This is a genomic window from Vibrio sp. 1562, assembly GCF_033340155.1.
Lineage (GTDB): Bacteria > Pseudomonadota > Gammaproteobacteria > Enterobacterales > Vibrionaceae > Vibrio > Vibrio alginolyticus.
The window spans coordinates 351515-376143 of sequence record NZ_JAWOVY010000002.1 but is presented as its reverse complement, the minus strand read 5'-3'; the positions used below and the strand labels follow the sequence as shown (position 1 = coordinate 376143).

Below are 24629 nucleotides of genomic sequence, written 5' to 3'. Positions count from 1 at the left end.
GCTCGACTTGCATGTGTTAGGCCTGCCGCCAGCGTTCAATCTGAGCCATGATCAAACTCTTCAATTTAAGATTTTGTTCGGCTCAATGAATACTGAACATTACATAAGTAATGTTTGAATTGACTGTGCTGAATCCGAAGATTCAATGGTCACTTCGTATCATTGAAACCTAATTTGAAGCCTAAGCTTCTAATTGGATTATCATCAACGAGTGCCCACACAGATTGATAGGTCTATATTGTTAAAGAGCTTGCTTCGTAAGCTTTGCTATCGAAGCGGAGGCGTATTCTAAGGAATTAATTTTCAGTGTCAAACACTTTTTTAAATTAATTTTTAGAAGTTTTCTTTCGCCTTCTTGCCAACCGCTTTTGCGTTTCCGCTTTGCCCTGACAACGGAGGCGCATTATAGGGAGATGATTTTTCTTAGCAACCCCTTTTCAGAAAAAAATTCAAAAAAAAGCGTCGAATGATTAAATCTCACTCAAACGCTTATTTTTAGCACTCAGTTGTTAACTTCAAGTAGCAAATAGGCAATCAATATGTGTCTATCCAAGACTCTTCAAAGCCTGTGATATCGAGACTCAGTGATTGCGCCGCTTCGATTTGCTCGATAGCCTCTAGTTCTTTATTTACACTGCTCATCGTTAATGTGTTGTTGTCTAGCTCAAACACTTGGCGTTGCGTGGTGTAATAGAACTTAAGCGTAGTGAGCGCTTTTACATCGTCATTGCTCGCGGCTGCTTTAATGCTTTTTAGTTTACGAAAGATTTTGTTGTGCAGTTGCTTGAGTTTCCAAACGTACAGCACTTCTTCCATGTATGGTCGAGTTTTAATGTGATTCAATAAAGAGAGGGAAGTTGCAACTGCGAGAACGACACCAATCAAATTCCAATGGAAATTGCCCGTTGATTGTTCTGGTACGACTTCAGTGTTGCCAAACAAAACAATCAACAAGGTACTAAAGGCAAGAGAGGAGATGGCGAGCAACGCAACAAAACCGCCAATCACAAGGTTTACTTTCTTTTTATAAATGTCTTTATTTATCTGTTTGATTTCCATATACCGCTCCTAACAGGTTACCTCTATTTTAACCAGCACACTCCGCACGACAATCGAAGCTTTGTAAGTAAGTTCACATTTGCTATTAAACTCGCATCCCTTCCCTGCTTGGGTATATACTTCCGCGCATTCACTCTTCCTATATAGAGGCTAAATTCATGCGCTCTTTTGTTTTACGAGCTCGCGCGGCGCCAACCACCAGCAAAGCACTGTTAGAAGGTGTTGGTAATGAAGCGCATACAGAGATTCTTGCTCATACCATGATGAACACTATGTTCGTTGCTCAATCACACCGTGAAGATGTGGTTGTTCACTTGGTTTTGGAAAGCACAAAAGACTTCTCACGCACCATTACTATTCGCTCCAACGACATCACCAACATTGGCGGCTTCCATGAGTCAACCTTGATTACAGCAGTGGCTCGCGCTTTGGATGCTTCGGTTGGTATGGGTAAAGAGCAACTTCGTGAAGTCGAACCTGGTATTACCGTTCGTACAGTGAGCTTTGAACGCCTAGTACAAGAGCTGGCAGAAGATCACCAACTATATATGTTGGATAAGAAAGGCGAATTTGTTCGTGATGCAGAAATTGGTGAAAATCCATGTTTCTTGCTAACTGACCATATACCGATGCCGAAAAAGTCTTTTAACAGCTTAAAGCGCCTTGGCACAGAGAAGATCAGCTTAGGTCCTAAGATGCTTTTCGCTTCTCAGTGTGTGGTATTGATCCACAATGAGTTGGACATACGCGAATTCTAGTTATTCGCGCACACGTTGCTAGGTAATGAAAGAGGACTCCATTGAGTCCTCTTTTTTGTTTCTATAGGGATGCTAAGTTTACTTACCACCAATGCTCAAACGAGCAAAACGAACGTCTGGCGAGAAGAAAGTTCGGCTATCGTTAATTAACTGAGTATCACCCACTGCCTCAACTTCTTGCAGCATCTTGTAGAAGTTACCCGCTACCGTGATCCCACGAACTGGTTGAACGCGCTCTCCATCACAGCACAAGAAGCCACTCGCACCAAATGAGAAATCACCACTCACTGCATCCGCACCAGAATGGACACCTTGAAGCTCGACTAACTCTAGGTACTCAGCCGCTTTTACTTCTGACGCACTGCTGTTGCCTGTCGCAATCACTTTGTGATTCGCTGATACGTCTAGGCTCGATTTTGCACCGCGAGCGGCACTTGCTGTCGAGACTGCGCCCAAGTAACTTGCGGTCTGGCTGTTGTGTAGCAAGGTTTTCAACTCACCATTAGCAATCATGACATTATCTTGAGTAGCGAAGCCTTCACTATCAAAACTCGCGATTGCCATACCATTTGGCATGTAAGCCGTATCAGTAAAGGTAATTAAATCACTCGCAACACGTTGACCAAGCTTGTCACCCAGTGGCGTAATGCCTTTCATCGCGCTTACGCCAGAGAAAGCACTGCCGAAAGCACCGAATAAACTTGCTAGCGCATTGATGTGGAAGATAGCAGGGTAGTTACCCGTCGCAACCGGTGCGCCTTCAAGAAGATCGCGAGCAAGGTTGTAGCCACCCTCGATACAGTAAGCTGGATTCAACTCATCAAAACGGCGACCCAGTGACATTCTACCCGCCATTGACTGTTTGCCGTCTTTTTCAAACAAGGTATACGCGTAACAAGTGAACGAGCGCTCGAAGTGTTGACACAATGTGCCTTGAGTATTGGCAATGATCAGTTGTGTTTCGCCATCGCTGTAACCATTGTAAGGTGCGCTAGAGGCGTGAGGCAGAGCCACTACGCCTTGCTCAAGAGCGAGAGACAGTTCGATTTTTTCGTCAACAGAAGTTGTATCTTCTTGCGCAATCTCAGCAACATCAGTCGCGATTTGACTGTTCACGCAACTAATCGTCTGATGTTCATCTTGCTTGGAAAAGCGAGCGCTTTGCAGTGCGTTGGTCAGCATCAAATCCAAGCTTGGTTGCTCTAACGACTCAGAATAGCTTGTTGCAACACGCGCATCTTTCACAACACGAACACCCAGAACTTGGCTTGAGCTTACTTTGTACTCATCCAGCTTTCCTTGGTTCGCTTTCAAAGAAAAGCTACTGTTACGGTTTACAATGACGTCCGCTTCTGCACCTTGGCGTTTTGCTTCTGATAGGACGTAATCAACCGCATTAAGAAGTTGTTGTTCTTGGCTCATTAGTTACCGCCTCCTACCAGAATGTTATCTACTTTCAGCGTTGGCTGACCGACAGTTGTTGGTACTGAACCACTCACGGAACCACACATGCCCGGCGCAAGCGCCATGTCTTTGCCGACCATGCTGATTTCTTTCAACACTTTTGGACCCGTGCTGATCAGCGTTGCTGTTTTCAGAGGCTTGGTGATTTTGCCATTTTCAATGAGGTAGGCTTCACGAACAGCAAAGTTAAACTCCCCCGTACCCGGTTGAACAGAGCCACCGCCCATCTTCTTCGCATAGATACCACGTTCGATGCCTGCCAGCATGTCATTAAGTGAATGCTCGCCCTCTTCGATAAAGGTGTTACGCATGCGCGAGGTTGGTGCGAACTTGTAGTTTTGACGACGACCAGAACCCGTAGGCTCATAACCTGTCTTCATGCCACCCATTTTATCGACCATGAAGCTGGTTAGCTTACCGTCTTTGATCAGTTGAGTGCGCTGAGTCTTCATACCTTCATCATCAATGTGAATCGAGCCCCATTCGTTGGTCATGGTGCCATCATCGACTGCATTCACTGCGGTGTGAGCAACCATTTCGCCCATCTTGTCGTGGAAGACTGATGCTTTCTTCGCAACTGAAGTGGTTTCTAGCAAGTGACCACATGCTTCATGGAAGATAACGCCGCCAAAGCCGTTACCAATCACCACCGGCATTTCACCCGATGGACAAGCATCCGCGCCAAGTTTTACTAACGCTTGCTGCGCGATAGTTTGACCTAGCTCTTTGGCATCAAGCTGTTCACTGAATTCCCAACCAGCAAGAGCGCCAGGACCTTCCATACCAGAAGACTGCTCATTACCTTTTTGCGCGACAGTGTTACCAGCAACACGAATGTAGTGGCGAGTATCGTCAACGTGTAGACCTTCTGAGTTGAAGATAGACACTTGTTGCTCGCGCTGAAGAACGCTGCCAATAAACTGGCTGATATGTTCACTCTCAGCACGTGCGGCTTGGTCAACTTTCAATAGAAACGCGATTTTTGAATCTAGGTTAGCATCCTTACCTAGCGGCATGCGGCAACCATGTTGGATTGGGTAGCGGTTCAAATTCAAAGAACCCGCTGACGCGATTTGCTCACGCTTGTCTTTTGCAGCAAGCAGCGAGGTTACGCGCTTTAGTTCGGCTTCATCTGTGCTGTTGGTGTAACCGTAAAGCACCTTATGACCGAAAAAAAGACGAATACCGATACCAAAATCGATACCCGAGTTAACCTTATCCACTTCACCAGATGCGATCTGGACAGTGTTGGTTTGGTGATGTTCAACGAATAGTTCAGCGAAATCAGCCCCCAAAAAGAGCGCATGATCGATCACTGACTTCGCTGTTACAGAATTAAGCATGAAGTCTCCTTGCTCGATGATCGTCTTAGCCTTCCTAATTAACTGTGAAAAAGTTCAACAAAGTTAAATTGGCAACACGTTAAATTTTAACAGTTTTTTAACCTTGTTTTGTGCTAATCCTTGCTTAACGAGACCACGATTATTTATTAAATATTCCAGGTTCTGCTCATTCACCAGAGCGTTGCACTAGTAAATTCCACCCAGCAAACCATTTAGGTGCTTACTTTATCACTCACCTCGCATAATTGAATACTCATTATAATTACGCTCAAAAAACGTATCCCTTCCGCAATGGTCCTGCTATCATCCGAACGAAATAGTCGGGGGGCCACACGACAAGTGTTGGCTGAGATCGAAATTCGAGACCCGTTGAACCTGATTCAGTTAGCACTGACGTAGGGAACTATGCACACTTTGCCTTTCGTCGCCCCTCTTAGGTAAGCGATAGCGATCGAAAAATCGATCTATCTGCAACGGTCAAAGTCAGTTCCTATACGTCTTGTAGTAGGAGCGACCATGACGCAGCAATCACAACCTCATTCACATCACACGCCAGCCTTGCCTACCCCTATCGTATTGACCATCGCGGGCTCAGACAGTGGTGGCGGTGCAGGTATTCAAGCCGACATCAAAGCGATGTCCGCAACCGGCAGTTTTGCTTGCTCGGTAATCACGGCGATTACTTCGCAAAATACCCAAGGCGTTTCTGCGATTTTCCCCATTCCTCTCGACCATGTAGAGAGCCAACTTGATGCAGTATTTACCGACCTCAACATCGTTGCAGTCAAAGTGGGCATGCTGGCAGATTCCAACATCATCAAAGTCGTTGCAGACAAAATTAAACAATACCAGCCAAAACACCTCGTGATTGACCCTGTGATGGTGGCCACCAGCGGCGATCTATTACTGGAACAGTCGGCAATCAGCACTTTAAAAGAAGAATTGATTCCGCTCGCAGACATCATTACCCCTAACCTACCCGAAGGCGCAGCATTGACGGGTAAGCCAATGCCTCAATCAGAATCTGAAATGAACGATATGATTGCTGACTTGCGCGCATTAGGGGCAAAAGCGGTGCTGTTAAAAGGCGGTCATCTGGAAAAAGACAAAAACAGCAACGATCTGCTGATCATGCAAGACAATGCCGAGTTAATTAGCGCTAAACGCTTTCCAACCAAAAACACCCATGGCACAGGCTGCACACTGTCTTCTGCTATCGCGTCTTACCTTGGTCAAGGCAACAACCTGCACAAAGCGGTGCACCTTGGTAAGCAGTACATCAGCCAAGCTATCGCACACGCTGACGAATTGGATGTCGGTAAAGGTCATGGTCCTGTGAACCATTTTTTTGCAGGTCACACGCATGTGCGCTAATGCACTCGGCATTCAGCTTACCGAAGCAAGTCTGCAATACAAAGACAGCCAAACACCAACATTAGCTGGGTTGAGTATGACCATCCCTGCCAATCAATGGACGGTGTTACTTGGTCGCAGTGGTTGCGGAAAAACGACGATCCTTCGTTATCTAGCGGGTTTGTTAGACGACAAAGTTGAATGGCATGGCGAGTTAACGACCACGGATGGCATCACCTTACACAAGCGTATTGCCTACATGGCGCAGCAAGACTTGTTACTGCCGTGGTTAAATGTGTTAGACAACGTCTGCCTCAGTTCTCGATTTTCTCAAGACCAATCACCAGAGCAAAATAGACAACGTGCACTGACTTTACTAAGCCAAGTGGGACTCGCCGATTACGCGGATGCTAAGCCAGCTCAGCTCTCTGGCGGCATGAGACAACGTGTTGCCCTTGCTCGCACTCTGATGCAAGACAAGCCTCTAGTTCTGATGGATGAGCCTTTCTCTGCACTGGACGCGGTTACTCGTCATAAGTTGCAAACCTTGTCTGCCGAATTGCTGAAAGATAAGACGGTTGTTCTGATTACCCACGACCCACAAGAAGCGGTGCGATTAGCTCACCAACTCTATGTGTTGCAAGGCACACCTGCGCAAGCTCAGCACTTGGTCGTTCCAGACTCCAAGCCGCCCCGAGTTCTCGATGGAGAGTGCGCGGCGTTACAACAAGCGATTTTGGATCAACTGGAGAAAGACTATGAGTGATATGACTCAGTACAACTCCGTTTCGGCACGCATTAGTAAAAAAGAACGCGTGACCCATCCGGCTCTGCGCTTGGTCATTAGCACAGCGGTGATCTTGGGATTGTGGCAGTTGGTTGTTGTGGTATTCGACATGCCAAGCTTCATCTTACCTTCACCAATTGAAGTGCTGGATAGATTGGTCACTCGTTACGATGTCTTGCTCAAACATACTTGGGTTACCGCGCAAGAGATTTTACTTGGTTTGGCGCTTGGATTATCAATGGGTTTGCTGTTCGCATTGCAAATGCTGATGTTCGAACCGCTGAAGCGTTGGTTACTGCCCATTCTGATTGCTAGCCAAGCGATCCCTGTGTTCGCCATCGCGCCAGTACTCATGCTTTGGCTGGGTTACGGCATTGCATCGAAAGTCGTCATGGCGGCGATCATCATCTTTTTCCCCGTCACCACATGTTGCTACGACGGCTTACGTAATACACCAACAGGTTACCTCGACCTTGCCAAGACCATGGGCGCGTCTAAATGGCAGTTACTTCGTCATATTCAATTGCCAGCCGCCCTACCAACTTTAGCCTCAGGCATTCGTGTTGCCGTCGTTATTGCGCCGATTGGAGCAGTGGTCGGTGAGTGGGTAGGTTCAAGTGAAGGCTTGGGTTATCTGATGCTCCAAGCTAATGCTCGCATGATCATTGATGAGATGTTTGCGGCGCTGTTTATCCTAGCCGTGCTGTCTATCTCACTCTACTTCATCACCGATAAATTATTGAAAAAAGCCATCCCTTGGGAAAGCAAATAATTACAGAAAATAACCAAAGAAAATTGGGAAAGAAAAGGAAGAACCCCGTGAATAAAAACAAACTTATGAGCGCTGCTGCTCTACTCGCTTCAGTGGTATCAACCAATGTGCTTGCAGCAGAAAAAGAGATGACACTGATGTTGGATTGGTTCGTCAACCCAAATCATGGTCCTATCGTGATTGCCAAAGAGCGTGGTTACTTCAAAGAACAAGGTTTGAAGGTCAACATTCAAGAGCCGGCAGATCCAAGCACGCCACCTAAGTTGGTCGCGGCGGGTAAAGTCGACATGGCGATTTCTTACCAACCAAGCCTAACTATCGATGTCGCGGCGGGTTTGCCACTAATCCGCTCTGCGACTTTGATTGCTACGCCACTCAACACGTTGATGGTGCTGGATAACGGTAAGAATGAAAACCTTGGCGACTTGAAAGGCAAGAAGATCGGTATTGCGATCGCAGGCAACGAAGAAGCGACAATCGGCACCATGCTAGCGCAAGAAAACGTGAAGTTTTCTGACGTACAAATCATCAACGTAGGTTGGGCGCTGTCTTCGTCTCTTGCGTCTGGCAAGGTGGATGCGATTTGGGGCGGTCTACGTAACTTCGAAACCAACCAACTGGCACTAGAAGGTTATAAAGCTAAGGCCTTCTTCCCTGAAGAACACGGCGTGCCAGCGTATGACGAGTTAGTCTTCGTAGCCAATGCAAAAAACTACGACAAAGAAGCCATCAAGGCATTCAACAAAGCACTAGAGCAAGCGACCACTTACATCGTTAACCATCCAAAAGAGTCGTGGAAAGAGTTCGTGGCTTATTCACCAGACACGCTCAACAACGAGCTTAACCAACGCGCTTGGAACGACACGCTAACTCGTTTCGCTCTTCGTCCATCCGCAGTAGATCTGAAACGCTACGATGATTATGCGCAGTTCATGTATTCACAAAACATCATCGAAACACTGCCAAAAGCGAAAGATTACGTACCGAGCTTTGACTAATTCTACTGACCTTAGGATCTAAGCCTAGGGTCTTTTGATAACGAGATACTCATAATGAAATACCAAGATTTGATCGACGCTTGCCGCCAAGATTGGCAAGAATACACTGAGCATGCTTTCGTGCAGCAATTGGCGCAAGGCACTCTGGCTCAGCCTTGTTTTCTGCATTACCTAAAGCAGGATTTTCTTTTCCTAAAGCAGTACGCACGAGCTTACGCATTAGCGATCTACAAAGCACGTACTTTGGATGACATGCGCCGTGCCCTACCAAGCGTACACGCATTGCTCGATTCTGAAATCGCCCACCACGTGACTTACTGTGAGCAATGGGGACTGACAGAATCCGACTTAGAAAACGAGCCAGAAGATTTCGGCACTGTGGCTTACACCCGTTACGTATTAGATGCTGGCATGACGGGCGATCTTGTTGATCTATACGCGGCACTAGCACCATGCTCTATCGGTTATGCCGTAATCGGTAAGATGCTGATTGAAGACGAAAGCACTGTGCTCGAAGGTAACCCATACGCAAGTTGGATCAACCTCTACGGTGGTGAGGAATTCCAATCTGGTGTCGCAAAAGGTGCAGAACACTTTAATCAGTTATTGGCGGAAATCGATATCAATAGTCAGCGTGGTCAAAACCTGATTCAGGTATTCAAAACTGCAACGCGTATGGAAGTGGCATTCTGGCAACAAGGTCTAAACGCTCAGCAAGATTAATCGGAGAGTCTCATGTTAATTGAACAAATCACCCAAGCATTAACCGCAGTACGCCAGCAAAAGCCGTTAGTCGTCAACATCACTAACTACGTGGTGATGAATAACACAGCAAACGCACTATTAGCGATCGGCGCTTCTCCAATCATGGCGCACTCCAAACAAGAGATGGCAGAGATGATGTCGTTCGCTGGCGCACTGGTTATCAACATCGGTACCCTAGACAGCGTTTGGACACCGCGCATGAGCTATGCCGTAGAGCAAGCCAATTCCAATGGTAAAATCGTTGTACTCGACCCTGTCGGTTGCGGAGCAAGCTCACTACGTACCGAGACATCACGTGAGATCGCACGCCTTGCAAACAAGCTGATCATTCGTGGTAACGCCTCAGAAATCATTGCACTCGCTGGCGAGCAAGCACAAAGCAAAGGCGTCGATGCGTTAGACAGCAGCGACGCAGCACTTGGCGCAGCGAACTTCTTAGTCTTAGAGTACGGCGCGAGCGTAGTGATTTCTGGCGAGACTGATTACATCGTCACGAAAGGGCAAACCGTGCAGCTAAACAACGGTCACGAGATGATGCCATACGTAACCGGAATGGGTTGTACACTAACGGCTCTAACAGGCGCTTTCGCAGCAATCGGCGACGAAACGGGCCTTGCTGCGGCAGCGGTGCTTGGCGTTGTGGGTGAAATTGCGGCTGAGCAAGCGCGAGGGCCAGGTAGCTTGCAAATGCATCTTTTGGATGAGCTTTACCAACTGGATGAAGAAACACTGGCAACACGCCTTAAATTACAAGTGAGATAAATCGCTTCTCAATGCTTTAAACGCCTCTCACTCCAACGAAAGTGGGAGGCGAAAGGAAACACAATGAACGCCTATCGTTTGTATTTGGTCACCGACGACCAACAAGATTTAGCCACACTAAAACGTGTCGTGAGAAAAGCCGTGGAAGGTGGCGTGACCATGGTACAAGTCCGCGAAAAACACGGCGATGTGCGTGCGTTTATCGAACGTGCTCAAGCCGTCAAAGACATCCTTAAAGATACCGATGTGCCCTTGATCATCAATGACCGCGTTGATGTCGCACTGGCTGTCGATGCTGATGGGGTTCACCTCGGGCAATCAGACATGCCAGCAAATATCGCTCGTGAGTTGATTGGACCAAACAAAATCCTCGGCTTATCCATCGAAAATGAAGAGCAGCTTGCACAAGCGGATTCTCTTCCAATTGATTACATCGGTTTGAGCGCAATCTTCGCGACGCCAACCAAAACCAACACCAAAAAACATTGGGGTATTGATGGTTTGAAAATGGCGTTAGAGACGACTTCACTGCCGATTGTTGCCATTGGCGGCATTAACGAAACCAACATTCCTGCCCTGAGTGCGACAGGTGTACATGGTTTGGCTTTGGTTTCTGCCATTTGTCATGCAGAAAACCCAACCAAAGCAGCAGAATACTTACTTTCTCTGATGGATTAAGACCCCAGCGCTTAAGGATGAGCGCCTTTACCCTCCGGATAAGTGTCATCAATTCATCACTCAACCTTCATTCTCTCGTCAAATTGACAGAGCGTTGATAAGTTTTTCACGCCAGATAACGTAAGATAAGCCCATTATTTTCACGTGGTTGAATAACCCTCAATAAAAACAAAACGCTCTCAATGAAAACCAAAAAATATGGATTGATGATGCTCGCCTTGTTTGTTCTTGGCATCATCCCAATGTCGCTGTTTGGCTCTTATCACAATCTCACTTCACAGGTGCCTGAAAGTCTGGGTATTACTTTTACTTTGCTCACAGATTCTGCTGGTAGCAAAGGTTTTTTAATTACGTTAACACTGCTACTGCTTTCTTTATTTCGCTTTAAACCAAGTCGCATTGAGTGGATACAAAAACTCTCAATGTTAGGGTTGTTACTGGTGATTGGTTTTGCCAGCAAAACGGGGCTAAAACTGATGACAGAAAGCCCGCGTCCCTACGCCGAACTGCTTGCTGCAGAGCAATTGATTGAGCACCCAGAAGCGTTTTATCAGTTGGATACAAAGCAGCAAGCCAACGTAATTAACCAGATTTCTGAACACGTCAGTGATTGGCGAACGCGCCATTGGCAAGGCGAGAAAGACTATTCTTTCCCATCCGGCCATACGATTTTCGTTTCGATTTGTTTGGCTTTCTTTGGTGGTTTGTTCTTACAGAACAAGTGCTATATCTCTGCACTGTCATTGTGGATGTGGGGAATGAGCGTCGCATATAGCCGCTTATGGCTGGGCATGCATCGCCCTGAAGATTTAATAGGCTCGGTCTTGTTTGTCGCGATTGTATTTACTTTACTCCCGACATTTCAGATTAAGAAATAGATGCCGTTTGTTTCTCTCGCTTCGCGCTAATGTGAACGATGACTAGATAAAAAGAAGCCAGCGATTCGCTGGCTTCTTGCTTTCAATCGCTACTTTTTTCTAGCCATTTCTTGGTGGTTCAAACGCTGTTAGTTCTAATTCTGGGCCAGTGTATTTTTCAATACGAACCAGTGCCGAGTTCGCCGCACAGCCGTTTGCAAGTCGAGAGGTCGGAATATCCAACGTTAACACGTTACAACCGCCGTTCTTACAAATGCCGGTTTTAGGATCCAAATCCGGCCAACCGCCTTCATGAATACACACTGAACCTTGCTTGATTCGGTCAGTCACTTCTGCACCAACCAATACTTGGCCACGGTTGTTAAACGCACGAACTAGATCGCCCGTTTTAATACCACGCGCTTTCGCATCTTCAGGGTGAATCCAAATAGGTTCACGGTTTGCAATTGCGTACTCTTCGCGAATCTTCGCGTAGTTGAATTGGCTGTGTAGACGATGCGCTGCGTGCGCGGTCATTAGCTGCAACTCGCCATCTTTCGCAGTACCCGTGTACTCGGTTGGTGCCATCCACGTTGGATGTGGAGGACAGTCTTCCAACTGATAGCCTTCAATGGTTTTCGAGAAGATTTCGATCTTACCACTTGGTGTACCGAGTGGATTCATGATCGGGTCTTCACGGAAATCTGCGTAACGAACAAACTGTGCGTTCTTCTCGTTCCACTTCATCTCGATCAGTTGGTTATCTTCCCAGAACTTGCTGAAGTTCGGCATTGCTACGCGAGAGCCACGGCCACCTTGTTGCGCCGCCTTGTAGAAGCCGTACAGCCATTCCATTTCGGTTTTGCCTTCGGTGTATACGTCACGGCCACCCGGAGCTAGCATCTCTGCCATGTCCGCGAATACATCGAAGTCATTACGCGCTTCACCTTGCGGCTCAACCACTTGCTTCATTGGCACCAAGTGTTGGTTACTGTAGTCACCCGTCATCGTTAAGTCGTTACGCTCGAACGATGTGGTGATTGGCAGAACAATGTCCGCGTGCTTCGCAGCCGCCGTCCAGTAAGGCTCTGAAATCACGATCAGCTCAGGCTTTTGCCACGCTTTGATCAGACGGTTGGTGTCTTGGTGGTGAGTAAAGTTCGCACCACCTGCCCACCAAATCATCTTGATGTCCGGGAACGTCAGTTCATGACCGTTATGATGGTAGGATTGACCTGGGTTTTCCAACGCCTCGACAATACGCGCCACAGGGAAGCTTTGCACCGCGCCAGACACCGCCCAGTCGTTCCCCGCAGAAGAGCCGCCACCCAGCGATGCCGAAATCGCAGGAAGTACGCCAGCATCACGAGCAGGGTTACCACCGTTTGAGTAGTGGTAAGAGAAACCAAAACCACCGCCCGGTAAACCGATTTGACCCAACATCGTTGCCAGTGTAACCAGCATCCAGTGACGCTGCTCACCGTATTGTTGGCGCTGCATGCCCCAACCCGCCATCAGCATGGTGCGGTTTTTACTGAAGATGTCAGCCAGTAGCTCAAGTTGCTTCGCAGGTACGCCACAGATTTGTGATGCCCATTCTGCTGATTTTTCTACGCCGTCTTCTTCGCCCATCAGGTACGCTTCAAACTTGTCGTAACCTGCGGTGTATTTATCGAGGAAGGCTTTATCGTGCTTACCTTGTTTCACTAAGGTGTGTGCGATACCCATCATCATTGCCACGTCGGTCATTGGGTGAGGAGCAATCCACTCCGCATTCTCACCAAAGAACTCGATGGTTTCAGAACGAATAGGGTCAATAGCGATAACCGTCTTGCCTGATTTTTTCAACTGATGGAAGAACTCAAGACCAGCACAGTCTGTTGAGCTCCACGCGATTTTTAGAGTGTTAATTGGGTTTAAGCCCCAAAGCACAACCACATCGCTGTGCTCTAGTACCACTGGGTACGTGGTTTGTTGCTCGTACACTTCGATAGAGCCCACAACGTGCGGCATGATGACCTGCGCAGCACCCGTTGAGTAGTCACCCAAGTGGCCTGAATAGCCACCCGCCATGCTCATGTAACGTTGCAGCAAGGTTTGTGCTTTGTGCAGCACGCCACTTGAACGCCAGCCGTAAGAACCAGCAAACACAGAAGCCGGGCCATATTCTTTACGAATGCGCATGTGCTGCTCGTGTATCAACTTGTAAGCTTCATCCCAAGACACCCGTACAAATTCATCGCTGCCACGAACTCCTTCGGGAGCTGATGGGTTTGCCAAGTAACCTTTGCGAACCATTGGGTACTTGACACGCGCTTTAGTGTGCACTTGGTCAGGACCGGTGCTTTGTAGGCTGTTTGGTACCGTTTGTGGCAATGCGTTCGTGGTTGAAACCAGCTTACCGTCTTGCACTTCACACAGCATTGGGCCCATACGGCCCGCTGTCAAAATGCCCTTGCCACGCTGGTTTGAAGACACAACAGACATAGGTGCAAATGAAGTGAATGCCATTGCACCAGCCGCCATACCAGTGCCTTTTAGAAATCCGCGACGGGTCATATTAGTCATAATCTTATCCTTCTATTTATCGTTAGTGACCAACCACATCTTTTGCATGGTGCTGGAAGAACTTGGTTAGAATTTCTAGGTTCTCGGCTGAAATATCAGTTCGATCACCCATACTCTTCGCTACCGGTCCCCATGCATTCACTGTGAAGTGATTTGAAGGAATTTTCGCGTGACAAGTTGCACAGTAAACGTTGTCCAACTCTTCTGCGTATGACCATACTGGTTCAAGCGTGTCAACAACTGGAGAATCAATAGCGCCAGTTAAAGAAACCGCGCGCCATTCGTTGCCGTAAACATCTGCCTCAAATTCACCAGTTTCAAGCGCTTGTTGGCCTTGCTCTGTTAGCGTTGCTACGATGGCACGTTGACCTTCTCCCATGTAAAGCACTTGCTCTGCGCCTTTCATTTGGAATGCGTTCAACTTAACAGTGCGGTTGTCGCCTTCAGAGCTGATTACTTCCAACTTCGTCGTTGGGTTAATTTTACCCATCTCACCCATTGCGATTTCAGTCACAGGGTAAACGACTTTGGCACCAGGTGATGTTTTTGTGGTGAAGCTCATCAACGTTTCAAATGCCTTGCTGTCTAGCTCTGCTTCTGGTGCAAAGTGCGCCACACCTTTATGACAATCGATACACGTTTGATCGTTTGCTTTCGCGTAAGCGTGCATCTTCGCCGCATCACGTGATTGCTCAAACTCTTCCATTGCATCGAAATCATGACACGAACGACACGTCGCTGAATCGTTTTCACGGAACTGAGCCCATACCGTTTCAGCCATATCTTTACGATGTGCTTCGTATTTCTCTGGCGTGTCGATCTTGCCTGTCACAAATTCGTGGTAAATGTCTTTCGACGCACGAATTTTGGTGATCAGGTAATCCATTGGTTCTTGAGGAATATGACAGTCAGAACATTCCGCGCGAATGCCTTTCGCATTACTGAAGTGCACTGAGCCTTGGTACTCTTTGTAAGGGGTTTCCATAGAGTGGCACGAGAGACAAAATTCAGTATCTGAGGTGTAATGCATTACTGCCGCACTCCCCCCCAAAGTTAACCAGCCCACACCAATGCCGGCAGCAACCAGCAGTGCAACATATCGTTTTTTTATTGACATAATTAGCAACACTTCCAAATAAAATGTAATTATAGGTCGCAAATTACTACTTTATGGGTAGCCCTCTCTTGATCCACATCATTTCCGTGTTGCTCTGTATGCCTCAAGTATGAAATTTTGTTATTTGCATCTCAAAGATGAATATATGGCAATAATCCATTACCCAGCCAACTATTCACCACATAAATCACTTTTATGAATGCAACTATTTGATTAAACAGATAAGAGGATGAGAGACTGAATCTCCACATTGATGCAGTAAGGACACGCATGTCAGTTTATATCGAGACGCACAGAAGCCAATTAAGACCCATCAAAGCCAGTGACTGGGAACTCTTTCAACGATTACTCTCCGAACAAGAGGTTATTGCGCTCTGTTTCGATCGTCCCAGCGAAACAGAAATAAGAGAAAAATTTGCTTCGCGATTATTGCCATGGACCCCAAATTGCCAGCATTGGCTTTGCCTTGTAATACTCGATAAGCAATCTGAACAACCCATCGGCATCACTGGCTTTGCTATTGAAAACGGTAAGGCAGAGGTAGGTTACTTACTTTTGCCGGAATTTCATGGCCAACAGTTTGGAACAGAAACTCTTCAAGCGCTTCTATACTGGGCAACCTCGACACATAACATCAACCACTTTTCCGCGACGGTCACTGAAGGCAATATTGCGTCAGAACGTGTCCTGATAAAATGTGGTTTCGAACTCATTGAGGTCATTCCAGACGCATACCAAATTGGTGGCAAACCCTACGCCGATAAAATCTACTCACTACAAAAATAAGGACGTATTTTGAATAAAGTAGTCATCATTACCGGCGCAAGCCGAGGCATTGGAGCCGCAGCGGCGAAAAAGCTGGCCGAGCAAGGCTATCGCGTTTGCGTTAATTACCGCACTCAGCAAGAGGCCGCCGACCAAGTTGTGGCAGAAATACAAGCAAACGGTGGCAAAGCGATTGCCATCGCCGCAGACGTAGCCGATGAGAAGCAAGTGCTCTCCTTGTTTGATGAAACAGAACGTGAATTTGGTGCAGTGACGCACTTGGTCAACAACGTTGGCATCCTATTTACTCAATCGCCTTTGTCAGAAATCAGCTTGGAACGCTTTCAGAAAGTAATGAACACCAATGTGAATAGCTGTTTTCTCTGCTGTCGAGAAGCGGCGAGGCGATTCAGTGCAGGCGGTGCAATTGTGAATGTCTCCTCTGGAGCGTCGCGCTCAGGCGCGCCATTTGAGTATGTCGATTACGCCACATCAAAAGGCGCGATGGATACCTTAACTAAAGGGCTCTCGCTAGAGTTGGCAGAGCGCAATATTCGCGTCAATGGCGTTCGACCTGGTTTCATTTACACTGATATGCATGCCGACGGCGGAGAACCAAACCGAGTAGATAGACTCAGCCCTCAAATTCCTCTTAAACGCGGTGGCACGGTAGAAGAAGTAGCAAATGCGATCGCTTGGCTATTAAATGACGAAGCCTCTTATGTCACAGGATCATTTATCGATATTGCAGGGGGCAGATAGAATGCAAGTCCATATCCGACAAGCGATTCCCGATGATTTAGACGGAATTTTTCAGCTTAATTTTCAAATTAATTCACTGCATTTTGCGAATGCGCCAGAAGCCTTTGTTGCGCCATCAGAAGCTGATCGAGAATTTCTTGCACAAGCACTAGAGAACAAAGAGCGACTCTTTTTGATTGCCGAACGCGAACAGCAAATTCTCGGCTTCTTAACCGCGATGATCACCCAAAACGACACCGTCAGTTTTCTGATCAAAGACCCAATTTGTCGCGTGGGAACAATTGTTGTCGATGAAGCGCAAAAGCAGCAAGGAATCGGCCGCCAACTGCTCCAAGCCTGTGAGCAATGGGCGCGCGATGCCAATGCCACACAAGTTCGATTGGAAGTGATGGAATTCAATCAGCCAGCACAGCGCTTTTACGATAATCAAGGTTTTAAAACTAACTCACGCATTATGCTGAAACATTTGTAACGATAACGACAATTAAGCGCTTTTCACGACTAAACCCACCTAAATCGCATTTATCGATGCAATTTACCCCCCTGATTTTAGAAAAAGACGATATGATGTGCGGATAAGGAGATTCGAACATGATTTATCTTTTCGATTGGGGGAACACCTTGATGGTAGATTTCCCTCACGCACAAGGAAAAATGTGCGATTGGGAACACGTAGAAGCAGTTCCTCAAGCCAGAGAAACACTGGCAATACTTTCCCAAAATCATCCCATCTACATTGCGACCAGTGCATCTGATTCCAACATGGAAGAGGTTCAGCGTGCATTTGTTCGCGTCGACTTAGACCAATACTTAAATGGCTATTTTTGTTTTGCCAACCTCGGTATCGCTAAAAACCAACCTGAGTTTTATCTCGCCATCGCAAAACAGTTAGGGGTTAACGTGAGTGGAATAACCATGGTTGGCGATTTACCTCACAAAGATATTTACCCTGCGATGAAAGCGGGCGTAAACACAATTTGGTTTAACCCAACGGGCGCTGATGCACCAGCCGAAGCCATTCCTAACCAAATTCGTTGTTTATCTGAGCTTATCCCCTAACCGTTACTAACCTGCACTAATCAAGGAAGATGAATGCAAATCAGATCCATCAAGGTGAGCGATATCGCGCGCTTCACCGCGCTGTGGAATCGAGTGTACTCCGAAGGGGAATTTTTGATTTCTCCTGCACCCGATAACGCAACGCTTCGCAGAATCCTGCAACGTGTGGAAAACGAGTCCATCCCTCAGTTTGTCGCGTTTGACCGCCAAAAACTTATCGGTAGTGTTGAAATCTACCCAGCTGAGATGTGCGGTTACGAAAGAGGGCAACGCCTTCGCGTCGGTATTCTTGGTATTCACATCGACAAAAACTACCGAGGCAAAGGATTGGGGCGGAAACTATTGGCAGTCGCGATCGCACGTGGTTGGGAATTTGGTTACGACCAAATCGCACTCTACGTATACACAACCAACACACCAGCGATTGCTTTATATGAACGGTTTGGATTTGAACATCAGGGGGAACTTGGGGAAGTGACCTTGCCAAATGGTAAAGTCTTGATGAGTCAAAAAATGGTATTGTATAAAGCGCAAAGCCCTTCGAAAAACCCCGATTTGTAGACTCACGATAACCGTTGTTCGCAACACTTATTCGGGATTAACACCCTTGCGTCACATACCCTCGAACAATTGAATCGTTAGAGGCTTGATTCACGTAGTAGAAATAGCATGCTTCTTCTGCCAGTGTGTAACCTTGCGGCCAAATGTACACCACGCGATCAACACCCGATTTATCTAAGAACTGATAATCAGGAATAGCGACAAAATGAGCACTGTTTGGGTGCTGCTGACCGATGATGCAAAAATCACTGCCTTTGCACGGCACGTCAATTTTCGAATAACCTCTGGCTGGTAGATCGATTTCTAACAAAGCTCGAATACTATCGGCACTCGCTTCTGGCATGCCTTTGCGTGTTTTGACATGTCGGTCAATGTAGTGAACGTGCTCTTGGCCGTAAGCGTTATCAATCACTGATTGAGCATGAAAGAATTTGAGAGCCGTACCCAAAGAAGACTGAGAACTGTGCAGCATCGCAGCGTATGCTTGGCGATGAATATCGAGTAGTACTGGTAAAGCAGCTAATGCGATGAAAGCCAAAGTGGTAAGCACTATGGTGATTTCCATCAGCGTAAATCCCTTTGATTTCACGTTTCTTATCTCAACTAGCCCAAGACAATAGCCCCACATCCATGTGAGACCGAGCCAATATATCGCCAATTTCTTACGATTAAAGGCTTAAGGGGTAAGAAGAGACAAACACCACTCAAACTTGAGAACAGCAGCCAAAGAGCAGTGTAACAAAACGACGCTATGTGTCAGATATTAGACGGTTTTTACTCTCTAGTTACTGAGTAAAGGCACATTATTTCGCACCAGACCACGACGAACATTCGTGCACATTTTGCCAAAACGACGAATCTCATCGAACTGCGGAACAATGCCGCGCTCCATGGCTGACTCCCAATAAGTGACTTCTGAATCGACCATTTCCAACAATTTCTTCGGACAGCCAATGCACTGCCCTTCTGGTCCACATACAAACGTTTCTGGTTCATAAATTGGTAGTTCCGCTTTTACTTGCTCGATGATGCTACGCATGGCGGTCATTCGATCTGGCTTTACCTTCATCATTCTGCTCCACGGATTAAGATGAAGCAGATTGTACCCACTGATACGCAAATGTCCCTACCCAATTTAGGTATATTCTGTTTGAATCGATTTCTTTATCGTCAGATCCGGCTTTTTAACCACCAAATACACCGCCGTAGCTGCCAGTACGAAACCAGAAATCCCCATCCAATCAAATGACTCTCCAAACGCGAGCCAAGCCTGAATCGCCGTCGTTGGCGGCACCAGGTAGAATACAGAAGCTACGCTCGATGCAGCACCGTTCTTAACCATGTACAGCAGCAGTAGAATAGCTACACAAGAGAGCACGACGACCAACCACAACACAGTCAAAATAAACTCCAGTTCCCACTGCACTTGCATGGTTTCAAACTGCATCGCAACGGGCAGAAACATGACGAGCGCGGCCAAATATTGCACCGTCGCACCACCCACCATATCCACTTGTTGGCAATGTTTTTTCTGATAAAGCGTCCCTAGCGTGATACCAACCAAAGCCAACAAACACAAACCAATGGCCAACACTTTATGCTGCTCGGATTGCCACTCCATTTTGCCCATCAACACCATAGCGATACCGACAAAACCAAGAGCCAAACCCAACCATTGCGAGGGTTTAAATTCCTCACGAACAAACACCACCAGCAAAGCCGCGGTTAAAATCGGTTGAATACCCACCAGCAACGAACTCAACCCCGCAGGCATACCTAAGGCGATAGCGAAATAAGTACCGCCCAGATAGAAACCGTGGATCAATGCACCAACCACACAGCTGTGCCATAAATCTTTTCCTGTCGGCAACCTTCTACGCAATACCGCCACAAGAACCAAAAACAATAAGACATTGAATGCCATACGGATAGAAAGTAGTGTCGCTGGCTCGGCATATTGCAAACCAAAACGCGCACCAACGAATCCAGAAGCCCAAAGGATGACAAATACAAAAGGGATGGCTCGGATTAACATGATCGCCTCACTCACGCTTGTTTTATGTTTTGAGATACTGCTAATGTAATTAGGTACAGTGTTTTCAAAAAGTGACAGATGGAAGTGTTTTTATGGGTACAGATTTATTGGGAAGCGGTGAAGGGAATAAGTACCTCGTGGTGGAAAAACACCTCAAACAAGCCATCAGTGGTGGCGTTTATCAGGCGGATGATCGACTGCCCTCCATTCGCTCGTTGAGCCAAGAATTAAACGTCAGTAAAAATACCGTGATTCGTGCGTATCAAGAGCTGGAAGCACAAAACTTGGTGTACTCGGTTCCCAAATCGGGTTATCGAGTTAAAGTCGCTTTGCCGACCTCTCGCTCAATTCCGGATCCGACTCGCGTGGATTTGCTCTCGATCTGCAAAGAAATCCTTACTTATCCTGAATACCAAGAGCGTTTGCCTACCGGTTCTGCCCACCCAAACATTGACTCTCCCGCGATCAAAAGCTTGTACGCCGAGATCGGCCGTCACAGCCGCCAGCAAACGCATGTACCGAGCCATTACCAGTTGCCACCCGGTGATCACCTCTTAATTAAACAACTGGCGAAAATCACGCAAGATTTGGGCACACCAGCCAAATTGGATGAAATCATGGTGACGCACGGCGCGCAACAAGCAATAAGCCTAGCGCTGCGCGCAACGACACAAAAAGGCGATATCGTCGCGGTGGAGTCTCCTTGTTATTTTGGAAACTTATTGATGCTCGAATCACTCGGCCTCAAAGTGGTGGAAATCCCGAGTTGCCCACGAGACGGTATGTGCCCCGAAGCCTTAGCAAAAGCAATGGCGACATGGGACATAAAAGCGATCATCGTAACACCAAACTTCACCAACCCTACTGGTGCCATGATGCCGTTAGAAAAGCGCCAGCAATTGCTATTGGCGTCCGGCAATATTCCTATTATCGAAGACGATGTGTTTGGCGGGTTAAGTTATGATAAGCCGTTGCCAAGCTTGAGATTGCTCGATGACAAGCAACGCGTAATTTACGTGAATTCGTTATCCAAAACGCTCGATTCGCGTTTGAGAATTGGTTGGATGTTGGCGGGGCGATATCGAGACCAAATTGAACAATATCTACTGTGTGAGAACATGGGCAGTTTGAACCTGATGCAATCCGCCGTGGCAACGTTTCTAACGTCAGGCAAGTATCGAACGCATACTGCGCGAATGGGTCGGGTTTATCAAAACAACATGCGACGATTTATCCAGATGCTTCATCAATACTTGGATGAATACGAACCTCTAAAAAATCGATACCAGATCAACGCCGTACAAGGCTCGTTCTTACTTTGGTTGCGACTGCCCGAAGACACGGACAGCTATGCGTTGTATCAAGCATGCAATAAGCACAGAATCAGCCTACTTCCCGGTACCGTATTTGGCACTCAAGGGCAATATCGGCATTGCGTACGCCTCAGCGTGGCAAACTTTGGTCATGAAACCGATTGGAGTCACGCGATGCAAACTCTGGCAAAATTGATAAAAAAACATGCCTGTTAACTCGCTCTTGCTAAATGAACTTATGCCGACATACGCAAACAGGTAACAACAAAAAACTCCACACAAAGGTGGAGTTTTTTCATATCGTCATCGCCTTCAGTTCGACTTAATTTGCCACATTCTCGCGACGTTTTCGGCTAAATTAGCAACGTTGACGTCGGCCTCTTTCATGGCCTCAGGTAAGCTCATCGCCCTTGGTACACAAGCAAACACCGCATCAATGCCGCACTCATAAACCGCCTGATAGTTGTCGCCCACACAGCCTGCTAATGCAATGACTGGTAAATTACACTGCTTAGCCACCTGAGCAACGCCCATCGGCGTTTTGCCATGTGCGGTTTGATGATCGATTCGACCCTCGCCTGTAAATACGATATCCGCATCCTCAACATGCTGAGCAAGTTTGACCGTTTCAAGCACAATCTCAATTCCTGGTTGCAAACGTGCTGGCGTGTACCCGAGCAAGGCCGCGCCCATACCACCAGCAGCACCCGCCCCTTCACGAGTCAGTACATGCTTACCCGTCGCTTGTTCCGTCAACTCGCCAAACTTGCGCAATGCGTTATCGAGCAGAGTGACGTCTGATACCGTCGCTCCCTTTTGAGGGCCAAAGATAGCCGACGCGCCTTTGTCACCACAGAGTGGGTTATCAACATCGCACGCTACCAACACTTCGCAAGTTGCTAAACGAGGGTCAAGACCAGAAATATCGATGGACGCAAGCGCCGCTAACCCGCCTCCATTTGGGGTAATTGCATGACCAGATTCATCAAGAAACGCCACCCCCAACGCGGTCAACATGCCCACGCCACCATCATTGGTAGCGCTGCCGCCCAAACCAATGATTAAACGTTGAATGCCTCTGTCTAGCGCGTGTTTGATCAGCTGTCCGGTACCAATGCTACTGGTCAGTTTTGGGTCGCGAGCGTCACTCGGCACAAGGTGTAGCCCACTGGCCTCCGCCATTTCAATAACCGCAGTTTCGCCTTCGCCGAGGATGCCATAAAACGCTTCAACATCATTCCCTAATGGCGCAGTCACTGTTGTGAAGACTTGTTCGCCTTGAGTTGCATCTATCAAAGATTGAACCGTGCCTTCGCCACCGTCTGCGACCGGAACCGTAACAAACTCGGCATCATGCCATACGCGAGCAAGACCCGTTTTGATCGCCTCGCTCACTTGTTTGGCGGTTAAGCTTTCTTTAAATGAATCAGGTGCAATTACCACTTTCATACGTATTTCCAGAGACTTATAAGAGAACGAGACTCAAAATGTACACCAATGCCATTGCCGTGACACCTTGAACGAGCGTAGCCATGGTTTGCGCGCGGTACGCTAAGCCCACTGACATGCGGCTAAACTGCGAAACTACCCAGAAGAAGCTGTCGTTTGCATGAGAAACCGTCATCGCACCTGCACCGATCGCCATCACCGTTAATACGCGGCCCATTTCTGAATCTAGCCCCAATTGCGTAAGCATAGGCGCAACCAAAGCCGATGTGGTCACTAGTGCAACCGTTGACGAACCTTGCGCCGATTTTAGCGCAGCCGCAACGATAAATGGCATGAAAATACCCACGCCCAGCGCCGATAGCGTCGTACCCAAGTATTCACCTAGCGGCGTTGCTTTTAATACCGCGCCAAATGCACCACCCGCACCGGTAATCAAAAGAATAGGCGCAGCAGCCGTAATACCTTGGCTGATTCGCTCGCCAAATTCTTCAATCTTGTTGTCTGACTTGAGTAGGCAAACAGAAAGGAACAGGCCAATCACCAATGCCGTTAGTGGCTGTCCTAAGAAAGTCAGAACATCAAACACAAAACCTTCGCCCAGCGGTAGGCTTGGGAATTTCGCGATAGAGCCAAAACAGATCAATAAGATAGGAACAAAAATAGGAGCGAATGCTTGGCTCGCCGTTGGCAATTTGCCGTAAGACGCTTTGAGTGCTTGCCAGTCTTGCTGAATTTCTTCTACGGCTTCAATGCCATCTGGTTCAACATGTTGGAATCGGTTCGCCCACAACATACCCGCTAACGCCGCAACCGCTGCAACAAACACACCCACACCAATCACTAAACCAAGGTTAGATTCCAGGCCTAAGTTACCCGCAGCGGCAATCGGGCCAGGAGTTGGCGGCACAAACGTGTGCGTTGCGTATAGGCCAGTTGCCAACGCCACACTCATCGCAACGCTTGAGGTTTTTAAACGCTTAGCGAGTGATTCTTTGAGCGAGTTCAGAATGACAAAGCCTGAATCACAAAATACTGGAACAGAAACGATGTAACCGATGATGCTCATGGTCAATGTTGGGAAACGCTCACCCAACACTTTGATGACCGTATCGGCCATGGTGATCGCCGCACCACTTTTTTCCAAAATAACACCAATGATGGTACCTAAAACGATAACCAAACCAATGTAACCAAGGATGCCGCCAAAGCCAGAAGCAATGGTTTTGGCAATGCTATCTGCCGGTAAGCCGTAAGCAAATGCCGCAAGGAACGCCGCGATGATCAGCGCTAAAAAGGGATGTAATTTGAATTTGGTGGTCGTGAGCACAATAAATGCGATCACCCCGAGCAGGATTAATATAAGGTTCATGATAACTCCATTTATTCTTATTTTGCTGAGCGAGT

25 protein-coding genes, 1 rRNA gene and 1 riboswitch are annotated in these 24629 nt (G+C 47.4%); of the genes, 15 read left to right on the top strand and 11 right to left on the bottom strand.

Features of this window, described 5'->3' with window-relative positions; genetic code table 11:
- Positions 1-67: ribosomal RNA gene (locus R7Z49_RS03485) — 16S ribosomal RNA — on the bottom strand; the annotation flags it as partial.
- Between the two features lie 467 nt (positions 68-534).
- Positions 535-1059, bottom strand: coding sequence for a DUF3087 domain-containing protein (locus tag R7Z49_RS03480; protein ID WP_170893875.1), 525 nt, complete (start codon positions 1057-1059; stop codon positions 535-537).
- A 158-nt stretch (positions 1060-1217) separates the two neighbouring features.
- On the opposite strand from R7Z49_RS03480, the gene trmY reads away from it, so the two are divergent.
- Entirely contained in the window at positions 1218-1817 is a 600-nt protein-coding gene (gene trmY / locus R7Z49_RS03475; RefSeq protein WP_318111337.1) for a tRNA (pseudouridine(54)-N(1))-methyltransferase TrmY, read from the top strand.
- A gap of 78 nt (positions 1818-1895) precedes the next feature.
- Here the strand turns inward: trmY and R7Z49_RS03470 are convergent, their stop codons facing one another.
- The gene (locus R7Z49_RS03470; RefSeq protein WP_318111336.1) at positions 1896-3239 is read right to left on the bottom strand and encodes a TldD/PmbA family protein; all 1344 of its coding nucleotides are present in this window, start codon (positions 3237-3239) and stop codon (positions 1896-1898) included.
- Positions 3239-4624 carry a TldD/PmbA family protein gene (locus R7Z49_RS03465; RefSeq protein WP_017820998.1) on the bottom strand — a complete coding sequence of 462 codons (1386 nt, stop codon included), beginning with the start codon at positions 4622-4624 and terminating at the stop codon, positions 3239-3241. The genes R7Z49_RS03470 and R7Z49_RS03465 overlap by 1 nt, the downstream gene beginning before the upstream one ends.
- Positions 4625-4935: 311 nt before the next feature.
- A riboswitch (TPP riboswitch) is annotated at positions 4936-5043 on the top strand.
- A 97-nt stretch (positions 5044-5140) separates the two neighbouring features.
- On the opposite strand from R7Z49_RS03465, the gene thiD reads away from it, so the two are divergent.
- The 8 genes from thiD to R7Z49_RS03425 all read left to right on the top strand — a co-directional run bounded on the left by thiD (position 5141) and on the right by R7Z49_RS03425 (position 11617).
- Complete coding sequence (thiD, locus tag R7Z49_RS03460; RefSeq protein ID WP_186585539.1) at positions 5141-5998, top strand: bifunctional hydroxymethylpyrimidine kinase/phosphomethylpyrimidine kinase; 858 nt, start codon at positions 5141-5143, stop codon at positions 5996-5998.
- On the top strand, positions 5988-6743 hold the full coding sequence (locus R7Z49_RS03455; protein ID WP_186585540.1) for an ABC transporter ATP-binding protein: 756 nt from the start codon (positions 5988-5990) through the stop codon (positions 6741-6743). Before thiD ends, R7Z49_RS03455 begins: the two co-directional genes overlap by 11 nt.
- On the top strand, positions 6736-7536 hold the full coding sequence (locus R7Z49_RS03450) for an ABC transporter permease (protein WP_009706843.1): 801 nt from the start codon (positions 6736-6738) through the stop codon (positions 7534-7536). The genes R7Z49_RS03455 and R7Z49_RS03450 overlap by 8 nt, the downstream gene beginning before the upstream one ends.
- 47 nt (positions 7537-7583) lie before the next feature.
- Entirely contained in the window at positions 7584-8534 is a 951-nt protein-coding gene (locus tag R7Z49_RS03445) for an ABC transporter substrate-binding protein (RefSeq protein ID WP_005374293.1), read from the top strand.
- A gap of 54 nt (positions 8535-8588) precedes the next feature.
- The gene (gene tenA / locus R7Z49_RS03440; protein WP_053304011.1) at positions 8589-9257 is read left to right on the top strand and encodes a thiaminase II; all 669 of its coding nucleotides are present in this window, start codon (positions 8589-8591) and stop codon (positions 9255-9257) included.
- 12 nt (positions 9258-9269) lie between these two features.
- Positions 9270-10061, top strand: a complete 792-nt coding sequence (thiM, locus tag R7Z49_RS03435) for a hydroxyethylthiazole kinase (RefSeq protein WP_186585541.1) — start codon at positions 9270-9272, stop codon at positions 10059-10061.
- A 63-nt stretch (positions 10062-10124) separates the two neighbouring features.
- Positions 10125-10739, top strand: coding sequence for a thiamine phosphate synthase (gene thiE / locus R7Z49_RS03430; protein ID WP_167415781.1), 615 nt, complete (start codon positions 10125-10127; stop codon positions 10737-10739).
- A gap of 182 nt (positions 10740-10921) precedes the next feature.
- Positions 10922-11617, top strand: coding sequence for a phosphatase PAP2 family protein (locus R7Z49_RS03425; protein WP_167415782.1), 696 nt, complete (start codon positions 10922-10924; stop codon positions 11615-11617).
- Positions 11618-11716: 99 nt separating this feature from the next.
- Here R7Z49_RS03425 and R7Z49_RS03420 read toward each other — a convergent pair whose 3' ends face one another.
- A complete protein-coding gene (locus R7Z49_RS03420) occupies positions 11717-14164 on the bottom strand; it encodes a trimethylamine-N-oxide reductase 2 (RefSeq protein ID WP_318111332.1) in 2448 nt (815 codons plus the stop codon).
- Positions 14165-14186: 22 nt separating this feature from the next.
- Positions 14187-15281 (bottom strand): NapC/NirT family cytochrome c, encoded by a 1095-nt coding sequence (locus tag R7Z49_RS03415; RefSeq protein ID WP_017634357.1) that lies wholly within the window; start codon positions 15279-15281, stop codon positions 14187-14189.
- A 270-nt stretch (positions 15282-15551) separates the two neighbouring features.
- Between R7Z49_RS03415 and R7Z49_RS03410 the strand changes: the two genes are divergently transcribed.
- From R7Z49_RS03410 to R7Z49_RS03390, 5 genes are all read left to right on the top strand, one after another.
- Positions 15552-16067 (top strand): GNAT family N-acetyltransferase, encoded by a 516-nt coding sequence (locus tag R7Z49_RS03410; protein WP_017634358.1) that lies wholly within the window; start codon positions 15552-15554, stop codon positions 16065-16067.
- Positions 16068-16076: 9 nt separating this feature from the next.
- Positions 16077-16808: a glucose 1-dehydrogenase gene (locus R7Z49_RS03405; RefSeq protein ID WP_005374308.1), complete on the top strand. Its 732-nt coding sequence runs from the start codon at positions 16077-16079 to the stop codon at positions 16806-16808.
- A gap of 1 nt (position 16809) precedes the next feature.
- Positions 16810-17280, top strand: a complete 471-nt coding sequence (locus tag R7Z49_RS03400) for a GNAT family N-acetyltransferase (protein ID WP_005374310.1) — start codon at positions 16810-16812, stop codon at positions 17278-17280.
- A 119-nt stretch (positions 17281-17399) separates the two neighbouring features.
- The gene (locus R7Z49_RS03395) at positions 17400-17867 is read left to right on the top strand and encodes an HAD family hydrolase (RefSeq protein ID WP_005374312.1); all 468 of its coding nucleotides are present in this window, start codon (positions 17400-17402) and stop codon (positions 17865-17867) included.
- 33 nt (positions 17868-17900) lie between these two features.
- Positions 17901-18428, top strand: coding sequence for a GNAT family N-acetyltransferase (locus R7Z49_RS03390; protein WP_005374314.1), 528 nt, complete (start codon positions 17901-17903; stop codon positions 18426-18428).
- A 37-nt stretch (positions 18429-18465) separates the two neighbouring features.
- Here R7Z49_RS03390 and R7Z49_RS03385 read toward each other — a convergent pair whose 3' ends face one another.
- From R7Z49_RS03385 to R7Z49_RS03375, 3 genes are all read right to left on the bottom strand, one after another.
- Positions 18466-19056 (bottom strand): type II secretion system protein, encoded by a 591-nt coding sequence (locus tag R7Z49_RS03385; RefSeq protein WP_225474250.1) that lies wholly within the window; start codon positions 19054-19056, stop codon positions 18466-18468.
- 153 nt (positions 19057-19209) lie between these two features.
- Positions 19210-19497 (bottom strand): hypothetical protein, encoded by a 288-nt coding sequence (locus R7Z49_RS03380; protein ID WP_005374318.1) that lies wholly within the window; start codon positions 19495-19497, stop codon positions 19210-19212.
- A gap of 66 nt (positions 19498-19563) precedes the next feature.
- Entirely contained in the window at positions 19564-20463 is a 900-nt protein-coding gene (locus R7Z49_RS03375; protein ID WP_005374320.1) for a DMT family transporter, read from the bottom strand.
- A 92-nt stretch (positions 20464-20555) separates the two neighbouring features.
- Between R7Z49_RS03375 and R7Z49_RS03370 the strand changes: the two genes are divergently transcribed.
- Positions 20556-21992 carry a PLP-dependent aminotransferase family protein gene (locus R7Z49_RS03370; protein ID WP_005374322.1) on the top strand — a complete coding sequence of 479 codons (1437 nt, stop codon included), beginning with the start codon at positions 20556-20558 and terminating at the stop codon, positions 21990-21992.
- A 96-nt stretch (positions 21993-22088) separates the two neighbouring features.
- On the opposite strand, the gene R7Z49_RS03365 is transcribed toward R7Z49_RS03370, so the two are convergent.
- Positions 22089-23225 (bottom strand): glycerate kinase, encoded by a 1137-nt coding sequence (locus R7Z49_RS03365; protein ID WP_318111328.1) that lies wholly within the window; start codon positions 23223-23225, stop codon positions 22089-22091.
- 16 nt (positions 23226-23241) lie between these two features.
- A complete protein-coding gene (locus tag R7Z49_RS03360) occupies positions 23242-24594 on the bottom strand; it encodes a GntP family permease (RefSeq protein ID WP_005374327.1) in 1353 nt (450 codons plus the stop codon).
- Positions 24595-24629: the final 35 nt, after the last annotated feature.